Source organism: Streptomyces sp. NPDC060198, assembly GCF_042728415.1.
Taxonomy (GTDB): domain Bacteria; phylum Actinomycetota; class Actinomycetes; order Streptomycetales; family Streptomycetaceae; genus Streptomyces.
Map to the genome: position 1 here is coordinate 1 of NZ_JBHWZJ010000058.1, position 15778 is coordinate 15778.

Genomic DNA, 15778 nt, shown 5'->3' on the forward strand with positions numbered 1-15778 from the left:
GCCTCCCCCCGGAGGCGGCGGGCGGCCGGTCCGGTGGTTCAGTCCGCGAGCGGAAGATAGACGCGGCTGCCCGAGGCCGCGAACTCCTTCGACTTCTCCAGCATCCCGGCCTCGATCTCCTGGGGAGTGGCGGCCGCGTCACCGCCGAACTGTTCGGTGATGCTCCGGCTGATCTTCATCGAACAGAACTTGGGCCCGCACATGGAACAGAAGTGCGCCGTCTTGGCCGGTTCGGCCGGCAACGTCTCGTCGTGGAAGGCGCGTGCGGTGTCCGGGTCGAGCGCCAGGTTGAACTGGTCCTCCCAGCGGAACTCGAACCGGGCGTCGGACAGCGCGTCGTCCCAGTCCTGCGCTCCCGGGTGCCCCTTGGCCAGGTCGGCGGCGTGGGCCGCGATCTTGTAGGTGATGACCCCGGTCTTCACGTCGTCCCGGTCGGGGAGCCCCAGGTGTTCCTTGGGGGTCACGTAACAGAGCATCGCCGTGCCCCACCACGCGATCATCGCCGCCCCGATCCCGGAGGTGATGTGGTCGTACGCCGGTGCGACGTCGGTGGTCAGCGGGCCGAGGGTGTAGAACGGCGCCTCCTCGCAGATCTCCTGCTGGAGGTCGATGTTCTCCTTGATCTTGTGCATCGGGACGTGCCCGGGGCCCTCGATCATCGTCTGCACGCCGTACCGCTTGGCGATCGTGTTGAGCTCGCCGAGCGTACGCAACTCGGCGAACTGCGCCTCGTCGTTGGCGTCCGCGATGGAGCCCGGCCGCAGTCCGTCCCCCAGCGAGTACGTCACGTCGTACGTCGCGAGGAGTTCGCACAGCTCCTCGAAGTTCTCGTAGAGGAACGACTCCTTGTGGTGCGCGAGGCACCAGGCCGCCATGATCGAGCCGCCCCTGGAGACGATGCCGGTCTTACGACGAGCGGTGAGCGGGACGTACGGCAGGCGCACGCCGGCGTGCACTGTCATGTAGTCCACGCCCTGCTCGGCCTGCTCGACGACCGTGTCCCTGTAGATCTCCCAAGTCAGCTCCTCCGCCCGGCCGTCGACCTTCTCGAGAGCCTGGTAGAGCGGGACGGTGCCGATGGGCACCGGGGAGTTCCGGAGTATCCATTCGCGGGTGGTGTGGATGTTGCGGCCGGTGGACAGGTCCATGACCGTGTCGGCGCCCCACCGGGTCGCCCAGGTCATCTTCTCCACCTCCTCCTCGATGGAGGAGGTCACGGCGGAGTTGCCGATGTTCGCGTTCACCTTCACCAGGAACCGCTTACCGATGATCATCGGCTCGATCTCCGGGTGGTTCACATTGGCCGGCAGCACCGCCCGGCCTGCCGCGATCTCCTCGACGACGACCTCCGGGTCGACGTTCTCGCGGATCGCGACGTACTCCATCTCGGGGGTGATCTCCCCTCGCCTGGCATACGCGAGCTGGGTGACGGGACGTCCGTCACGGCTGCGCCGGGGTCCCCGCGCGCCGCCGGGGAAGAGCGCGTCGAGGTTGCGCAGGCCGTCGCGCGAGGCGGGCGAGCGGCCGTCGTCCTCCGGCCGGACCGGGCGCCCCTCGTACTCCTCGGTGTCCCCCCGGCTCTCGATCCAGCCGCCGCGCACCGGGGCGAGGCCCCGGCGGACGTCGGTGGTGACGGCGGGATCGGTGTACGGACCGGACGTGTCGTAGAGCGTCACGTCCTCACCGTTGGTCAGGTGCACCTGACGGACCGGCACCCGGAGGCCGGGGCGCGAGCCCTCGACGTACCCCTTGTGCCAGCCGATGGACTTGTCCCCCCCGCCGTGCTCGTCAGAACTGGAGGCAGGCGTGATCGCGTCCGATGTGGTCATGAGACCTACTCCCTACGCCGGCATTACCCGGTAACAGGTTCGGCGGTCGGCGCAGCCTGTCCCGTGAGGAATCACGAGGTCAGCGCCCTCTCAGCCCGGTGCTCCGAGCTCCCGCGTGTGCAAAGGTGCCACCACGCTAGCGCCCGTCCGGCCGTGCTGACCAGAGGGCCTCCCCCGTTCTTGCGATGATCGCCCGGTGAACTCCTCCCAGGACCGTCCAGAACCTCAGGACCCCTCACACGGTCATACGCACAGCCATGGCCCGGCGGCGCCCGTCTCGACCCATCTGCGCAAGGTCATCGCATGCGTGCTGATCCCCTTCGCTGCGGCGGTGGTCGTCGGTCTGGTGGTGCTCTGGCCCGGCGGAACTCCCGCGCACGAGCGCACCGGTGTGGGCTTCGACCGCCAGACCGAGCAGGGAAAGGTGGTGAAGGTGGATCGGGTGGACTGCGCGGACGTCAACGCCGCCCAGGTACCCGCCACGGGTGACACGTCGACGGGCTCCGGCCCGGCCGCGGTGGAGGACGGCGACTGCAAGAAGGCCACCATCGAGGTGACCAGCGGCAACGACAAGGGTCGCACCTTCGCCGAGATCGTCCAGCCGGAAGCCTCACGACAGTTGAGAGAGGGTCAGGGTGTGGTCCTCGCGTACGCGCCGGACGCCCCGCACGACCTGCAGTACTCGGTCACCGACGTGGACCGGAAGCTTCCGATGGCGCTGTTGGCCGGAATCTTCGCCGTCGCCGTCGTGGTGGTGGGACGGTTCAAAGGCGTCATGGCACTCGTGGCACTCGCGGTGTCCTTCGCCCTGCTGACACTGTTCATCCTCCCCGCGATCCTGCAGGGCTCCAACCCGCTGCTCGTGGCGGTGGTCGGGGCGAGCGCGATCATGCTCATCGCGCTGTACACCTGCCACGGAGTGACCGCCCGCACCTCGGTGGCGGTCATCGGCACGCTGATCTCGCTGGTACTGATCGGGCTGCTGGGCTCGGTCTTCATCGGCTGGGCGGGACTGACCGGCAACACCGACGACAACACCGGCCTCATCCACGGCCTCTATCCGGACATCGACATGAGCGGTCTACTGCTGGCCGGTGTCATCATCGGTTCGCTCGGGGTCCTGGACGACGTGACGGTCACACAGACGTCGGCGGTGTGGGAGCTGCACCAGGCGAACCCGACCATGGGTGCGCGCGGGCTCTACCGGGCGGGCATCAGGATCGGGCGCGACCACATCGCCTCGGTGGTCAACACCCTGGTGCTCGCGTACGCGGGCGCGGCGCTGCCTCTGCTGCTGCTGTTCTCGATCGCGCAGAGCAGTGTCGGCACGGTCGCCAACAGCGAACTGGTGGCGGAGGAGATCGTCCGTACGCTCGTCGGCTCGATCGGACTGGTCGCCTCGGTGCCCGTCACGACGGCGCTCGCCGCTCTGGTGGTGTCCGCGGACCGCACAGGGCTCGGCGCGGAAGCCGAAGCTCCTGCACCCGTACGGACCGGGAGGGGCCGCCGCCGCAAGACGTGAGCGCGAGGCCCAAAAGCCAACGGGCTGACAGCCTGTCAGCCCGCGTTCTGTTCCTCGGCGAGGATCCTGCCGAGCGCTTCTTCGAGATTCCCGTCGAAGTCACCCTGCGTGTGCTCCTGCCCCAGTGGCACCAGCTTGTCCGTCCTGTCGAGAAACGCCACGAGCGGTGCCGTCCCGGCCCGGAACAGGGCCCGGTCCGCTCCGACCTGGAGCCGGATGTGCACGTCACAGAGCCCCTCCGGCTCGGTGGGACCGATGTGCACATCGCCGTCGCCGCTGGGGCTGTTGAGGCCGTCGAGCAGGAGCTCACGACCAAAAGCCCAGGTGACAGGGGCGTCACCCGGCAGGTGGAAGGTCATCCGGATCGCGTACGGATCGCTCACCTCGTACCGGAGCTCCACCGGAATACGGAACGAGAGCTCCTCCGAGACGAGGAAACTCATCATGACCTCTGCTTGAACCGACTCGCGCATCGTTCAACCCCGCAGTAGATGAATCTGGCCAGGAATGATCCCCCATGGCCCTATTGACGCCATCGTGGTGCACGCGATAGCAGATCACAAGGAGTGATTTTTCAGATACTGATAGAGAACACGAACGAACGCAAGAGCCGCGCCACTTCGCCACGTAGTTGTTCGACTGCGGGGAGCAACTGGTCCTGTCGGTCCAGGGGTAGAGAAATGGCCATCGCCGCGACGGCCGAACCTGCGGTGATGGGGATGGCGGCACAGACTGTTCCGAGTGCGTACTCCTGTCGCTCGATGACAGGTTTCATACGCTCCATCGAACGCAATCGCTCAAGTAGGACCGGGCGATCTCGCACTGAGTAACGGGTCAGCGGACGCACCGGATGGCGGAGCAGATGGTCCTCCCGCGCCTCCTCGTCGAGCTGTCCGAGCAGACACTGCCCCAGGGCGTGCGCGTGACCGGTCTCCGCGAAGGGGGCCCACTCGTCCACGGCCGGCGTCGCGGCGGAGTCTGCCACGGCGACCAGCTCGATCTCGCCCTCGCGGTAGACCGCGCAGTACACCGGAGCCCCCAGCTCGTCGCACCACCGCGCGAGGGAGTCGTTGAGCCTGCCGCGCCTGCTCTCCTCGGCCGCCCGGCCGGACATCCGCTCGGCAGCCGCGCCGAGGACGAAGACACCGTTCTCCCGGCGGAGGTAACCCTCGTGGGCCAGGGTGCGCAACAGGTGGTAGGTGGTCGGCAGAGGCAGGCCCGCTTCCCGCGCCAACTGCTTGGCGGGAGCGCCGTCCTGATGGGCGCCCACCGCTTCCAGCAGTCTCAGGGCCCGCTGGACCGAACCGATCAGCGTCGGAGCAGTGGTGGTCGATGCCGTGGTCACGGTCACCCCCAGGCATGGTGACGGGCGGTCAGCCCTCCCGTGGAGGCCGCCCCCACGGGCGTGCCGCGAGCTCGGGGCGGACTCTCGACTGTCGCGGAACCATTGGTCAGGATGGTGACGGACAGTTAATTCCCGGGCGGCGGCAGCGAAGCGCCACTGTAGCCGCCGGGGCCATTCGTGGGGCGGTTTCGGGCCTCGCTTAGCTCTGCCGGGCTAATCCGCGCCACTCTCCGTGACCATCGCGCCCGGTGGGCCTTCCCGGGCACACCGCACCGGGCGGAGGGACCGCTCGCGGGCACCGGGGTACGCACCCGGAGCGGCCCGCGTCTACCAGTCCTTCCCGGAGTCCGAGGAGGACGAGAGGAACCTCCGGACGACGAAGATCAGGCCACCGACGAGGATGACGAACAGCAGCACCTTGAAAAGCAGCGCGACCACGAAGGTCACCACGCTGGCGATCAGCCCGCCGAACACGACGATCGCGATCACCGGCACCGCGATCCACTTCACCCACCAGGGCATTCCCGCGAATATCTCCCGGACCGCCATCGTCCTTACCTCGTCTCTCGTGTCCTGCCCCGTCGGGCCGGGAATCCCCGCCCCTGGGCCCCGCCTCCCGGTTCCCGACTCCGATGCTAGAGCGGAAGCGGTGGCGCCGGGGGGCCCGCACCCCCCGGACTCCCCTGATCGATCCCCTAGGGAGCGGGGCCGGACCGGTCAGGGGCCAAAGGACGAGGAACTGCGGACCGGGCGGGAGGATCAGGCTTCCGCCGGGGAGAAGACCACCATGACGCGCAGGTCCTCGGTGATGTGGTGGAACTTGTGTGCCACACCGGCCGGCACGTAGACGACGCTTCCCCGGCCCACGACGGTCGTCTCCATGCCCACGGTGATCGACGCCCGCCCGCTGACGACGAGATACACCTCGTCCTGGCCGTGCGGACTCTGCGGATCGAGGGCGCCGGCGTCCAGCGCGTAGAGGCCCACGGACATGTTCCGCTCGCGAAGGAACTGCAGGTAGGCGCCGTCGTTGGCAGCTCGTTCCGCTTCCAGCTCGTCGAGCCTGAATGCCTTCATGTGAGGTGCGCCCCTCGTGGTCGTCCAGGGTCCCCGTACGGACGGTGTACCCGGTGGTGGGTGTCTGCCACGATCAGACACATGAAGAATTTCGTAGTCAAGACGACCGCCAACGCAGCCGCTCTGGCGGTGGCCATCTGGCTGCTCCAGGACATCACGCTGACCGGCACGGGCACCGGCCGCAAGGTCCTCACCCTGATCCTGGTCGCCCTGCTCTTCGGCCTGGTCAACTTCATCGTCAAGCCGGTCGTCAAGCTCCTCACGCTGCCGCTCTTCGTCCTCACCCTGGGGCTGATCACCCTGATCGTCAACGCCCTCATGCTGAAGCTGACTTCCTCACTGGCCGGCGCCGTCGATCTCAGCTTCCACGTCGAGGGCTTCTGGACGGCCGTGCTGGGCGCCCTGATCATCTCCGTCGTCTCCTGGGCCATGCACGTCGCGCTCCCCGACGAGGACTGAGACACCCCGGCGGGCTTCTCTCCCGGGCTGAGAAGGTGCATACAGCACCGGCAACGGCCCGGGAAGGAAACAAGGGAGCGCAGCATGAGCACCATCGGCGACGGAACTCGGGCGGTACGGGCAGGTCTCCCCGAGCCGCAGCAGTACGAACCCACCCTTCCCGGGCCGGTCTTCGCGGCGCACTTCCACCTCTCGGGAGAGCCGGTCGGACCGTACACCTACGGCCGGGAGACCAACCCGACGTGGACGCACCTGGAAAAGGCCATCGGCGAGCTCGAAGCACCGGGCGAGGATGTCGTGACGACCGTCTTCGCCTCCGGCATGGCCGCGATCTCGGCCGTCCTGTTCTCCCAGGCACGCGCGGGCGACGTCGTCGTCCTCCCGACCGACGGCTACCAGGCACTGCCGCTGGTCCGGGAACAGCTGGAGGCGTACGGCGTGGAGGTCCGCACCGCGCCCACCGGCGGCGACGCCCAGCTGTCCGCCCTCGAAGGGGCCAAGCTGCTCTGGATCGAGACGCCGTCCAACCCGGGCCTCGACGTGTGCGACGTCCGGCGCCTGGTCGAGGCGGCACACGCGGGCGGCACCTTGGTGGCCGTCGACAACACCCTGGCCACCCCGATCGGCCAGCGCCCCCTGGACCTGGGCGCCGACTTCTCGGTGGCCAGCGACACCAAGGGCATGACCGGCCACGGAGACATCCTGCTCGGCCACGTGACCTGCCGGAACGCCGATCTCGCCGCAGGGGTCCGCCGTTGGCGCAAGGTCGTCGGCGCGATCCCCGGCCCGATGGAGGCCTGGCTCGCGCACCGGTCGCTCGCCACCCTCCAGCTGCGCGTCGAGCGCCAGTGCGCCACCGCGCTGACCCTGGCCGAGGCGCTCGTCGAGCGGCCCGAGGTCACCGGGCTGCGCTATCCGGGCCTCCCCTTTGACCCCTCGTACGCGGTCGCCGTGCGGCAGATGCGCCGCTTCGGCTCCGTGGTCTCGTTCGAGCTGGCCGACCGGGAGACTGCTGAGCGCTTCCTGGAGGCGCTGCGGCTGGTCGACGACGCCACGAGCTTCGGCGGGCTGCGGTCCACCGCGGAGCGGCGCGGGCGCTGGGGAGGCGACGCGGTGTCCGAGGGCTTCGTCCGTTTCTCGGTCGGCGCCGAGGACCCGGAGGACCTGCTCGCCGACGTGGCACAGGCTCTGGACGCGGCCACCGCCTGACCGCGCGGCGGTCATCCGGGGCTCCGGTGCGCACGGGGGGACTCTCCGTGCGCACCGGAGCCCTTTCCCTTTCCACGCTGGCGCGTACGGATGGCGGACGGTGCTGCCGCTCACCACCCGTGAAACGGCCGCCGGGAGTTTCGGAAGGGTGCCGGCGGGCCACTCTCTTGCCATGACCGAACGCCCTGTGGTCAAGCGCACCGCACGCGCCATCCTGCTCGACGGCGACCGACTCGTCCTGATCAAGCGGACCAAGCCGGGGGTGGACCCCTACTGGGTGACACCGGGCGGCGGGGTCGAACCCGAGGACGCGACCGTCGTCGAAGCCCTGCACCGAGAGATCGACGAGGAGTTGGGAGCCAAGATCGTCGATGTGGTGCCCTGCTTCGTCGACACCGTCGAACACATCGCGGACGGCGGATCGGCGGGAGTGAAAGTCCAGCACTTCTTCGTCTGCCGGCTGGCGTCGATGGACCTCTCCAAACGCCACGGCCCCGAAATCGAGGCTCCCTGCGGGGAGTACGAGATCGTCCGGATCCCCTTCAGTCGGGTCGGGATCGCCGCCGTCCATCTCGTTCCGCTCTCCCTCCGCCACTACCTGGACGGCAACATCGAGGGCGTCCGGGCCATGCACGCACCCGACCTGGGCTGATTCAGCCCGGGTCGGTCAGCACTGGCTCCTCGACGGCGTCGTGGTGGATGCGCTCCACCGGGATGCCCACGTCCCGCAGGGCGTGCACGCCCCTGCGGATCATGCCGGGCGGACCTGCGAGATAGGCGTCCCGTTCGTCCCACGGTCCCGTCTCCCGTACCGCCTGCGGGATCTCCCCGGTCCGGCCACGGGTCCGACCGCTCGCGACCACCGGGTGCACGGCGAGCCAGGGGTAGGTCCGCTGAAGTCGCAGCATGGCGTCGAGGTCGTAGAGGTCGCGCTCGCTGCGGGCCCCGCAGAAGACGTCGACGCGCCGGCGGTCGCCGTGTTCGGCGACATCCTCGACCAGCGCCCTGATGGGTGCCATGCCCGTGCCACCGCCGAGGCAGAGCAGTCCTGTGTGCGTGGTGTGGTCGACCGTCATCGCCCCCGCCGGGGCGCCGAGCCGCAGCACGTCGCCAGGTACCGCCCGGTGCACCAGTGCCTGGGAGACCCAGCCGGCCGGGACCGCTCTGACGTGAAAGACGAGCAGCCCGTCGGGGCGCGGCGCGGAGGCGAAGGAGTACTGCCGCCAGACACGCGGCCACCAGGGTGTTTCCACGGCCGTGTACTGCCCGGCGAGGAAGGGGTAGGCGCGGTCGGGCCGCACGGTGATCACCGCGATGTCCGGGGTTCTCCGCTCGTGCACGACCACCTCGGCCTGCCACCAGGCCGGAGAGCGTGTCTCCTCCGCGGCCGCCGCGTCGATCATGATCTGCGAGATGGTCGTGTAAGCCCGTGCCCAGGCGGCCTCGCTCTCTCCGTCCCAGGTGACGGGAGCGTGACGGCGCACCGCGGCCAGCAGGGCTTCTCCGAGAGCGGGGTAGTGCGTGGGGTGCGTGCCGTACCGGCGGTGGCCCCTCCCCAGATCCGACAGGTACGCGGTCAGCGCCACCCGGTCGTCGAAGCGCTCGGCCGCGGTCAGCAGGGCGTGGAAGAGCCGTTCGCGCTGCGCATCCATGGCTGCCGGGAACATCTCGCGCAGTTCGGGACGGCCCAGGAAGAGCACCGCGTAGAAATGCGCCGTGGCCCGGTCGGCGCGCGGGCCGATCTCCGCCAGATTCCGTCGGATCAGTACCGCGTCGGCCGACGGTTCGCCGTCCTGCGGAGGGGCGGTCGGTTCGCCTTCCTGCGGAGGGTCCGATCCGGGGACGCCGGCGGGTTGCGGGATGGCGGCCCGCGCCGCACGGAGCGGCCGGGGTGAAAGGGGCTGCTGCGGAGATCCGGCAGCCGGATCACCGGTCGGAGCGTCCATGACTGTGCCTCGCCTCGAACTGTCTCTCGGTCGACTGAATGGCCCGACACTGTTCGCGGCTCCCCGGCTCGCAGTCTGCCGGATTCTTCACCCCGACGGACACATAACGGGAATTCCGGCACGCTCCGACACCGCGCGCACCGGTGGCGTTTCACGTGAAACACGCCCTACGGCTCGCCCGTCGCGGCAGCGACGCCGCACCTGGTACCTCGCACCGGCACGCGGACGGAGAACGAGCCGCCCGGGGCAGGCGCGGAAAACCTTGGCGAAGGAAGAGACAAACTGGTGGACGGGCCGCCTCCCGGTCGGACAGCCTGGCTCCCATGCCCAGCATCCGGCACGCCCTGCCCGACAACCTGCCCATCCGGCTTCTCACCCGGGGCGACTTGGTCGCCTGTGCCGATCTCAGCGAGGACCGGGGATGGCCCCGGGACGAACACCGATGGAGCCTGCTCCTCGGGGCGGGTACGGGCTACGGCATCGACGACCCCACCGGCAAAGGGCTGGCGGCCGCCTGCGTGGTGACCTCGTACGGGCATACTCACGCCGCGCTCGGCATGATGCTGGTCGCGGAGCGGTACGCACGACAGGGCGCGGGTCGCCGTCTGCTCGTCCATGTTCTGTCGGCACACGGAGAGACACCACTGACCCTCTTCGCGACGGATCAGGGCCGTCCCCTCTACGAGAAGCTGGGCTTCGCCGTCGTAGGGAGCGTGGAGAGGCTGGTCGGACGGTTGGTGCTGGACGTGCGGGCGGAGGCCGGAGGAGCGGACGACTCGTCCGCGACGACGCGTCGGGCGACGGCCAGGGATCTGCCGGCGATCGTGGCACTCGACGCCTCGGTCTTCGGCAGTGAGCGGACGCAGATGCTCGCGCGGTTGCCTGCCTTCTCGGATCATTTCCGGGTCGCCGAGCGGGCGGACGAAGTGGTGGGTTTCGCAGCGCTCTGGCCCAGCGACGGGAGCCATGTGATCGGGCCGCTCATCGCACCGGACACGGGCACCGCGAAGGCACTGGTGGCCTCGCTCGCCTCCGACACGGAACTCACCATGCGGGTGGAAGTCGACACCCGTCACACCGAGCTGCGTCGCTGGCTCACCGAGCACGGCTTGACGGCCGTGTCCAGCACGGCGCTGATGGCCAGGGGGTGCCCGGATGTGCCTGGTGACTGGAGCCGCAGATTCGCCCCGCTGACCGTCGCGACGGGCTGACGGGGCGGCCGCTCCGCCACGGCTGCCGGGTCAGCGGGACGTTCCGCGACCGGACCGGCCGCGGAGCGTCAGGAGAAGGGCGTCAGACCAGCGAGGCCACGGCGCCGGTGGCGAATCCGTGGTCCTGCTGCGGAGCACCGCCACCGACACCCACGGCGCCGATCAGCCGGCCGTCGCGGTGCACCGGCACCCCGCCCGCGATGAAGAGCAGCGGACGGTCGAGCGCGGTCGTCAACGAGTGGAAGATCCCGCCGGGCTGGACCGCCTCCACGAGGTCGGCCGTGGGGGAGTTCAGCTGCAGGGCCGTGTAGGCCTTGCGGGTGCTGGTCTCGCCCGCGATGAGGACGGCGCGGTCGTCCCGGCGGAAGGCGAGCAGGTGCCCACCGGCGTCGAGCACGGTGACGGCGGCTGCGACGCCGGCCGCCTCGGCGGCGGTACGGACGGCCTCGATCAGAACCTCCGCGTCCTCGATGGTGAGCGGCGCGACGGCGGTGCGGGTGGTGGTGCTCAAGGTGTTCTCCTGGGTGATGCGTGATGCGGTGAGAGGTAGGGGCCGTCATGGGGACGGCCCGGGGGGAAAGTCAGGACCGGGCCGTCGCCGGCACGGCGGCCGGTTCCGGGCCCTGGGCGGCGGCGATCCGGCCGTCCCGCGCCTGGTGGCGCTCCAGCAGGCCGGAGACCACCGCGAGGATCAGAGCGGCTCCCGCGAGTGCGGCACCGACCCAGTTGGGCGCGGTATAGCTGAAGCCGGCCGCGATCACCATGCCGCCGAGCCAGGCGGAGAGCGCGTTGCCCAGGTTGAAGGCGCCGATATTGACGGCGGAGGCCAACGTCGGAGCACCCGACGCCTGGTCCAGCACCCTCTTCTGCAGGGGCGGCACGGTGGCGAACCCTAGGGCGCCGATGAGGACGACGGTGACGGCCGCGGCGATCTTGTTGTGCGCGGTCACGGTGAACAGGGCCAGCACGACGGCGAGCGAGCCGAGCGTGACGAAGAGCATCGGCATCAGATGCCGGTCCGCGAACTTCCCGCCCAGCAGGTTGCCGACCACCATGCCGACTCCGAAGAGAACCAGCAGCCAGGTGACCGAGGACGGTGCGAAGCCGGCGATCCCGGTCATCATCGGAGTGATGTAGGTGATCGCGGCGAAGACGCCACCGAAGCCCAGCACCGTCATGGCCATGGCGAGCAGGACCTGAACGTTCCGGAAGGCCGCCAGCTCATGACGGAGTCGTACACCTTCGGGACGGGGCTGTTCCGGCACGAGCTTCGCCACGCCGAGCAGGCCGATCACACCGAGGCCGGCGACGACGAGGAAGGTGACCCGCCATCCGGCGGTCTGCCCGATGTACGTACCGAGCGGAACGCCGACCACGTTGGCGACGGTGAGACCGGTGAACATCATGGCGATGGCGCCGGCCTTCTTCTGCGGGGCCACCAGGTCGGCCGCGACGACCGATCCGATGCCGAAGAACGCTCCATGGGCGAGCGAGGCGATCACCCGTCCGACGATCATGACGCCGAACACGGGGGCCAGGGCGGACACGACGTTACCGATGACGAAGAGGCCCATCAGCAGCATCAGCATGCGCTTGCGGCTGATCTTGGTGCCCAGCAGCGTCATGAGCGGGGCGCCCGCGACCACGCCGAGCGCGTACCCCGTGACCAGGAAACCCGCGGTCGGGATGGACACCTGGAAGTCCGCGGCCACCTCAGGGAGCAACCCCATGATCACGAACTCGGTGGTCCCGATTCCGAAAGCCCCGATGGCGAGGGCGAGGAGCGCTAGCGGCATGGGTTCACCTCTCCTGAATATTGCGTCTGCGCCTTACAAGCGTCCACAATAATTGCAGACGCTGGTTAATTGCAAGCGCGGGCTATTGCGCGCGTCCCCTATCCTGGAGGCAAGCAGCTCCCGCACGGAGGAGAGACGATGACCGCCACGGACCCCGCCCTGACCGCCCTTTCCCAAGGCTGGTGCGCTCTTTCCCTGCTGCACGGAAAGATCGAGGCGCACATCGAGCGAGCCCTGCAGGCCGGTCACGACCTGAGCGTCCGGGAGTACTCACTGTTGGACGTACTGAGCCGACAGCACCAGGGACCCGGCGGCCATCTCCAGATGAAGCAGGTGGCCGACGCGGTCGTGCTGAGCCAGAGCGCCACCACTCGCCTGGTGACCCGCTTGGAGGACAGGGGGCTGCTCACTCGGTACCTCTGCGACACGGACCGCCGGGGCATCTACACCGACGTGACGGAGGCGGGCATCGCCCTGCTCACCGAGGCCCGGCCCACCAACGACACCGCGCTGCGGGCCGCTCTCGACGAGGCGGCCGAGCATCCCGAACTGACCCCGCTCGTCAGGGCGGTCGAAGGGCTCAAGGTCCCCGCGTAGGCAGTGTTCCTCGGGGCAGGCGCTGCATAGGGTGTTGATCATGAAGGAACTGCTGATACGGCCCGCAACCCTGGCCGACATCCCGACCATCGTCGCGCTGCTCGCCGACGACCCACTGGGCGCACAGCGCGAGTCTCCCGACGACCTCTCACCGTACGAGAAGGCGTTTCACCGGCTCGCGGACGATGCGAATCAGCACCTGATGGTCGCCGTGCGGGGCGACCAGGTGGTGGGGACGGCCCAACTCACCATCGTCCCCGGCCTGTCGCGGCGTGGCGCCACCCGTTCTGTCATCGAGGGGGTCCGAGTGCACAGCGAGGAGCGCGGCAACGGACTCGGAACGCGACTGATCCAGTGGGCCGTTGACGAATCCCGCCGCCAAGAGTGCCAGTTGGTCCAGCTGACCTCCGACGTGTCCCGGACGGACGCTCACCGCTTCTACGAGCGCCTTGGCTTCACCCCGAGCCACGTGGGCTTCAAGCTCGCACTTTGAGAATCCTGGCCGCCGCAGGTTGCGCACGGCCCCGCACGGTCGGGCGGCGAGGTTCACCAGAGCGCCCCCTGCTGGGCACACTCGGACGAGGCACCCAGCAGGGCTCACGACTGACGGTCCGGTGTTTCACGTGAAACGTGCCCGTGCCGCAGCGCCGGAAGCATCCTTCAGCGGGCCAGCCCTCGCCAGCCCTCCGGGTCCACGCCCCCAGGGATGGCCGCCGCGGGGTCGTACGGCTCACGGGTGAAGACAAAGGACCCCAGGTCCAGGTGGGCTACCACTCCGTCGGCGTTCCGCACGATCCGCAGCCGCTCCCCCGCGTGATAGCCGCTGAGCCCGGTCCAACTGCCGTCCTGCTCCGCCCGGAAATTCGCCCCCCTGCCCGTCCCCGTCAGCGGGGCCAGCTCCAGTCCGCGGTCTTCGAGCAGCTTCACCACGTACCGCTGGGTCCCCCAGTACCAGGGCCCGGTCAGGGCCAGGAGGTCCCGGTCGACCTCCGGCAGCGGACGCCAGGGCTCCGGGATGCGGGGCTCCGCCTCCGCGACGATCCGCACGAGGTCCTGGGCCACCTCGGTGATGGGGGGCCCTGAGGTCGCGTTGGTGAGTACGACGGCGGCCACGTCGTCCTCCGCGCACACCCAGAGGCAGGCGAGGAAGCCGGGCAGGGAGCCGGAGTGCCCGAACAGGGTGCGCCCGTCCCGACGCACCACCTGGAGCCCGAGCCCGTACGTGCCCGTCCAGTCGCCACTCTCCAGCGGCACCGAGGGAGCCCGCATCTCCCGGACCGACGCGACGCTCAGGACCCGGTCGTCCCCTTCGGCGAGAAAGCGGGCGAAGCTCAGAAGGTCCTCCGCGGTCGACCAGAGCTGGCCGGCTGGAGCCATCAGTCCCAGATCGTGACTCGGCTCGGGCAGCATCACGTCCGCCCAGGGGTGCACCGCCCAGCCTCCCGCATGCGGCGCCTGGGGCCCCAAGCTCGTACGGAGCATCCCCAGCGGCTCCAGAATCTCGCGACGCAGTACCGCCTCCCAGGAATCCCCCCGTACGGTCTCGACGAGGGAACCGAGCACGGTGTATCCGGGGTTCGAGTAGTGGTGCCGGAGACCGGCCGGGTACCGGAAGGGCTGCTCGCCCAGGACGGCGGCCAGGTCCGGGCGGGTCTCACCAGGCGTCCGCTCCCACCACGGCGGCGGTGTCTCAGCGGTGAGTCCGGCGCCGTGGCCCAGAAGCTGGCGGATGCTCACCTGTCCGACTCCGGAGCCGGACAGGTGCTTCTCCACCTGGTCGTCCAGATCGAGCAGCCCCTCGTCCCTCAGCCGGAGCACCAGGACTGCGGTGAAGGTCTTGGTGATCGAGCCGATCCGGTACTGCGTATCGCTGTCGGGCTCATGTCCGTCGACACAACTTCGCCCCCCGCTCCAGCCGATCCGCCCGTCCCGGAGAACTCCGGCCACCATCGAGGGAGTGCGCCCCTCCCGTTGGGCGGTGGCGGTGCGGTGCAGCAGGGCCCGGCGGGTGGCCGGCAGCAGTTCTTCGTTCCATGACGTCATGGAACGAAGAATGGTCGAAACCGGCGCCGCCCCGCGAATCCATTCCCCGCCGGAGCGCTCGGGGCCGGCACAGCGGTCGGGACGCGTACACGGGTCAGGGCGCGGACGCACCCTCGCGGGCCTGAGTGGCGGTGATGAGCCCGGACAGCGACGTACGGGCCTCCGACAGCGCGGAAATCCGGTCGTCCAGACCGCGCAGGTGATCCTGGAGTACCTCCAGCCTGCAGCCGTCGACCGTGCCGTCCCCATCGACGCACGGCAGCAGATCCCGGATGACCCGGGTCGGCAGGCCGGCGTCCAGAAACGAGCGGATGCGGCGGACCGCGACGGGGGCGCCATCCTCGTAACGGCGGTGGCCGCTCGCGAGGCGGTGAGACTCCAGGAGACCCTGCTCCTCGTAGTAGCGCAGCAGGCGGACAGAGGTACCCGTCACCTCGGACAGCTCACCGATCTTCATGTGGCGCTCCTCACAACCGCTTGAACCTCACACGGATGAGAGATCCTACTGTCGCGGTCATGACGAACACACGGAACGCGGCTCGCCCCATCGCCCTCTACGGATTCCTCCCCCCCGTTACCTTCTTCGTGGCTCCGCAATGGGGCCTCCGGCCTTCGGGTCCGGCATGACTTCCCCCCCTTGTTGCGGTTGATGATCCGGGGGGGTGGTGTCACCGGGCCCGGAGGCATCGACGGACCGCTGATGAGGGGCTTGAGCACCGGCTTCACTCGAGCCGGATGAGCTCT

General features: G+C 69.4%; 17 protein-coding genes and 1 riboswitch. Of the genes, 7 read left to right on the forward strand and 10 right to left on the reverse strand.

The window, feature by feature from the left end; genetic code table 11:
* Positions 1 to 38 precede the first annotated feature (38 nt).
* Positions 39 to 1829, reverse strand: coding sequence for a phosphomethylpyrimidine synthase ThiC (gene thiC / locus ACFWEP_RS10710; protein ID WP_387368604.1), 1791 nt, complete (start codon positions 1827 to 1829; stop codon positions 39 to 41).
* Positions 1822 to 1954, reverse strand: a riboswitch (TPP riboswitch). Its footprint overlaps the gene before it by 8 nt.
* Before the next feature lie 71 nt (positions 1955 to 2025).
* On the opposite strand from thiC, the gene ACFWEP_RS10715 reads away from it, so the two are divergent.
* Positions 2026 to 3351: a YibE/F family protein gene (locus tag ACFWEP_RS10715; RefSeq protein ID WP_387368606.1), complete on the forward strand. Its 1326-nt coding sequence runs from the start codon at positions 2026 to 2028 to the stop codon at positions 3349 to 3351.
* A gap of 35 nt (positions 3352 to 3386) precedes the next feature.
* Here the strand turns inward: ACFWEP_RS10715 and ACFWEP_RS10720 are convergent, their stop codons facing one another.
* The 4 genes from ACFWEP_RS10720 to ACFWEP_RS10735 all read right to left on the reverse strand — a co-directional run bounded on the left by ACFWEP_RS10720 (position 3387) and on the right by ACFWEP_RS10735 (position 5773).
* Positions 3387 to 3824 (reverse strand): SsgA family sporulation/cell division regulator, encoded by a 438-nt coding sequence (locus ACFWEP_RS10720; RefSeq protein ID WP_266706557.1) that lies wholly within the window; start codon positions 3822 to 3824, stop codon positions 3387 to 3389.
* 101 nt (positions 3825 to 3925) lie between these two features.
* Complete coding sequence (locus ACFWEP_RS10725; RefSeq protein ID WP_387368645.1) at positions 3926 to 4696, reverse strand: IclR family transcriptional regulator; 771 nt, start codon at positions 4694 to 4696, stop codon at positions 3926 to 3928.
* Positions 4697 to 5023: 327 nt separating this feature from the next.
* Positions 5024 to 5245 carry a DUF5326 family protein gene (locus tag ACFWEP_RS10730; RefSeq protein ID WP_387368608.1) on the reverse strand — a complete coding sequence of 74 codons (222 nt, stop codon included), beginning with the start codon at positions 5243 to 5245 and terminating at the stop codon, positions 5024 to 5026.
* A gap of 210 nt (positions 5246 to 5455) precedes the next feature.
* On the reverse strand, positions 5456 to 5773 hold the full coding sequence (locus ACFWEP_RS10735; protein ID WP_387368610.1) for a cupin domain-containing protein: 318 nt from the start codon (positions 5771 to 5773) through the stop codon (positions 5456 to 5458).
* Positions 5774 to 5854: 81 nt separating this feature from the next.
* Here ACFWEP_RS10735 and ACFWEP_RS10740 point away from each other — a divergent pair, with 81 nt between their 5' ends.
* From ACFWEP_RS10740 to ACFWEP_RS10750, 3 genes are all read left to right on the forward strand, one after another.
* Positions 5855 to 6232: a phage holin family protein gene (locus ACFWEP_RS10740; protein WP_387368612.1), complete on the forward strand. Its 378-nt coding sequence runs from the start codon at positions 5855 to 5857 to the stop codon at positions 6230 to 6232.
* 84 nt (positions 6233 to 6316) lie between these two features.
* A complete protein-coding gene (locus ACFWEP_RS10745; RefSeq protein WP_387368614.1) occupies positions 6317 to 7441 on the forward strand; it encodes a cystathionine gamma-lyase in 1125 nt (374 codons plus the stop codon).
* A 172-nt stretch (positions 7442 to 7613) separates the two neighbouring features.
* Positions 7614 to 8093: an NUDIX domain-containing protein gene (locus tag ACFWEP_RS10750; protein WP_387368616.1), complete on the forward strand. Its 480-nt coding sequence runs from the start codon at positions 7614 to 7616 to the stop codon at positions 8091 to 8093.
* A gap of 1 nt (position 8094) precedes the next feature.
* On the opposite strand, the gene ACFWEP_RS10755 is transcribed toward ACFWEP_RS10750, so the two are convergent.
* The gene (locus tag ACFWEP_RS10755) at positions 8095 to 9387 is read right to left on the reverse strand and encodes a globin domain-containing protein (protein WP_387368618.1); all 1293 of its coding nucleotides are present in this window, start codon (positions 9385 to 9387) and stop codon (positions 8095 to 8097) included.
* Between the two features lie 323 nt (positions 9388 to 9710).
* On the opposite strand from ACFWEP_RS10755, the gene ACFWEP_RS10760 reads away from it, so the two are divergent.
* Positions 9711 to 10598, forward strand: a complete 888-nt coding sequence (locus tag ACFWEP_RS10760; protein WP_387368620.1) for a GNAT family N-acetyltransferase — start codon at positions 9711 to 9713, stop codon at positions 10596 to 10598.
* Between the two features lie 82 nt (positions 10599 to 10680).
* Here the strand turns inward: ACFWEP_RS10760 and ACFWEP_RS10765 are convergent, their stop codons facing one another.
* Positions 10681 to 11109 (reverse strand): heme-binding protein, encoded by a 429-nt coding sequence (locus ACFWEP_RS10765; protein ID WP_387368622.1) that lies wholly within the window; start codon positions 11107 to 11109, stop codon positions 10681 to 10683.
* A 70-nt stretch (positions 11110 to 11179) separates the two neighbouring features.
* A complete protein-coding gene (locus ACFWEP_RS10770; protein WP_387368624.1) occupies positions 11180 to 12394 on the reverse strand; it encodes an MFS transporter in 1215 nt (404 codons plus the stop codon).
* Positions 12395 to 12532: 138 nt separating this feature from the next.
* Here ACFWEP_RS10770 and ACFWEP_RS10775 point away from each other — a divergent pair, with 138 nt between their 5' ends.
* Together ACFWEP_RS10775 and ACFWEP_RS10780 are read left to right on the forward strand one after the other, a co-directional pair.
* Entirely contained in the window at positions 12533 to 12991 is a 459-nt protein-coding gene (locus ACFWEP_RS10775; protein ID WP_328720598.1) for a MarR family transcriptional regulator, read from the forward strand.
* A gap of 40 nt (positions 12992 to 13031) precedes the next feature.
* A complete protein-coding gene (locus tag ACFWEP_RS10780) occupies positions 13032 to 13484 on the forward strand; it encodes a GNAT family N-acetyltransferase (RefSeq protein ID WP_387368626.1) in 453 nt (150 codons plus the stop codon).
* A gap of 167 nt (positions 13485 to 13651) precedes the next feature.
* Here ACFWEP_RS10780 and ACFWEP_RS10785 read toward each other — a convergent pair whose 3' ends face one another.
* Together ACFWEP_RS10785 and ACFWEP_RS10790 are read right to left on the reverse strand one after the other, a co-directional pair.
* Positions 13652 to 15034 (reverse strand): serine hydrolase domain-containing protein, encoded by a 1383-nt coding sequence (locus tag ACFWEP_RS10785; protein ID WP_387368628.1) that lies wholly within the window; start codon positions 15032 to 15034, stop codon positions 13652 to 13654.
* Between the two features lie 94 nt (positions 15035 to 15128).
* Positions 15129 to 15491 carry a MerR family transcriptional regulator gene (locus ACFWEP_RS10790; RefSeq protein WP_387368630.1) on the reverse strand — a complete coding sequence of 121 codons (363 nt, stop codon included), beginning with the start codon at positions 15489 to 15491 and terminating at the stop codon, positions 15129 to 15131.
* Positions 15492 to 15778: the final 287 nt, after the last annotated feature.

What these genes read in the sequence shown, in the direction of transcription:
- thiC (WP_387368604.1), bottom strand. Translation starts at nt 1,829, where the DNA reads ATGACCACATCGGACGCGATCACGCCTGCCTCCAGTTCTGACGAGCAC.
- ACFWEP_RS10720 (WP_266706557.1), bottom strand. Translation starts at nt 3,824, where the DNA reads ATGCGCGAGTCGGTTCAAGCAGAGGTCATGATGAGTTTCCTCGTCTCG.
- ACFWEP_RS10730 (WP_387368608.1), bottom strand. Translation starts at nt 5,245, where the DNA reads ATGGCGGTCCGGGAGATATTCGCGGGAATGCCCTGGTGGGTGAAGTGG.
- ACFWEP_RS10735 (WP_387368610.1), bottom strand. Translation starts at nt 5,773, where the DNA reads ATGAAGGCATTCAGGCTCGACGAGCTGGAAGCGGAACGAGCTGCCAAC.
- ACFWEP_RS10740 (WP_387368612.1), top strand. Translation starts at nt 5,855, where the DNA reads ATGAAGAATTTCGTAGTCAAGACGACCGCCAACGCAGCCGCTCTGGCG.
- ACFWEP_RS10745 (WP_387368614.1), top strand. Translation starts at nt 6,317, where the DNA reads ATGAGCACCATCGGCGACGGAACTCGGGCGGTACGGGCAGGTCTCCCC.
- ACFWEP_RS10750 (WP_387368616.1), top strand. Translation starts at nt 7,614, where the DNA reads ATGACCGAACGCCCTGTGGTCAAGCGCACCGCACGCGCCATCCTGCTC.
- ACFWEP_RS10755 (WP_387368618.1), bottom strand. Translation starts at nt 9,387, where the DNA reads ATGGACGCTCCGACCGGTGATCCGGCTGCCGGATCTCCGCAGCAGCCC.
- ACFWEP_RS10760 (WP_387368620.1), top strand. Translation starts at nt 9,711, where the DNA reads ATGCCCAGCATCCGGCACGCCCTGCCCGACAACCTGCCCATCCGGCTT.
- ACFWEP_RS10770 (WP_387368624.1), bottom strand. Translation starts at nt 12,394, where the DNA reads ATGCCGCTAGCGCTCCTCGCCCTCGCCATCGGGGCTTTCGGAATCGGG.
- ACFWEP_RS10775 (WP_328720598.1), top strand. Translation starts at nt 12,533, where the DNA reads ATGACCGCCACGGACCCCGCCCTGACCGCCCTTTCCCAAGGCTGGTGC.
- ACFWEP_RS10780 (WP_387368626.1), top strand. Translation starts at nt 13,032, where the DNA reads ATGAAGGAACTGCTGATACGGCCCGCAACCCTGGCCGACATCCCGACC.
- ACFWEP_RS10785 (WP_387368628.1), bottom strand. Translation starts at nt 15,034, where the DNA reads ATGACGTCATGGAACGAAGAACTGCTGCCGGCCACCCGCCGGGCCCTG.
- ACFWEP_RS10790 (WP_387368630.1), bottom strand. Translation starts at nt 15,491, where the DNA reads ATGAAGATCGGTGAGCTGTCCGAGGTGACGGGTACCTCTGTCCGCCTG.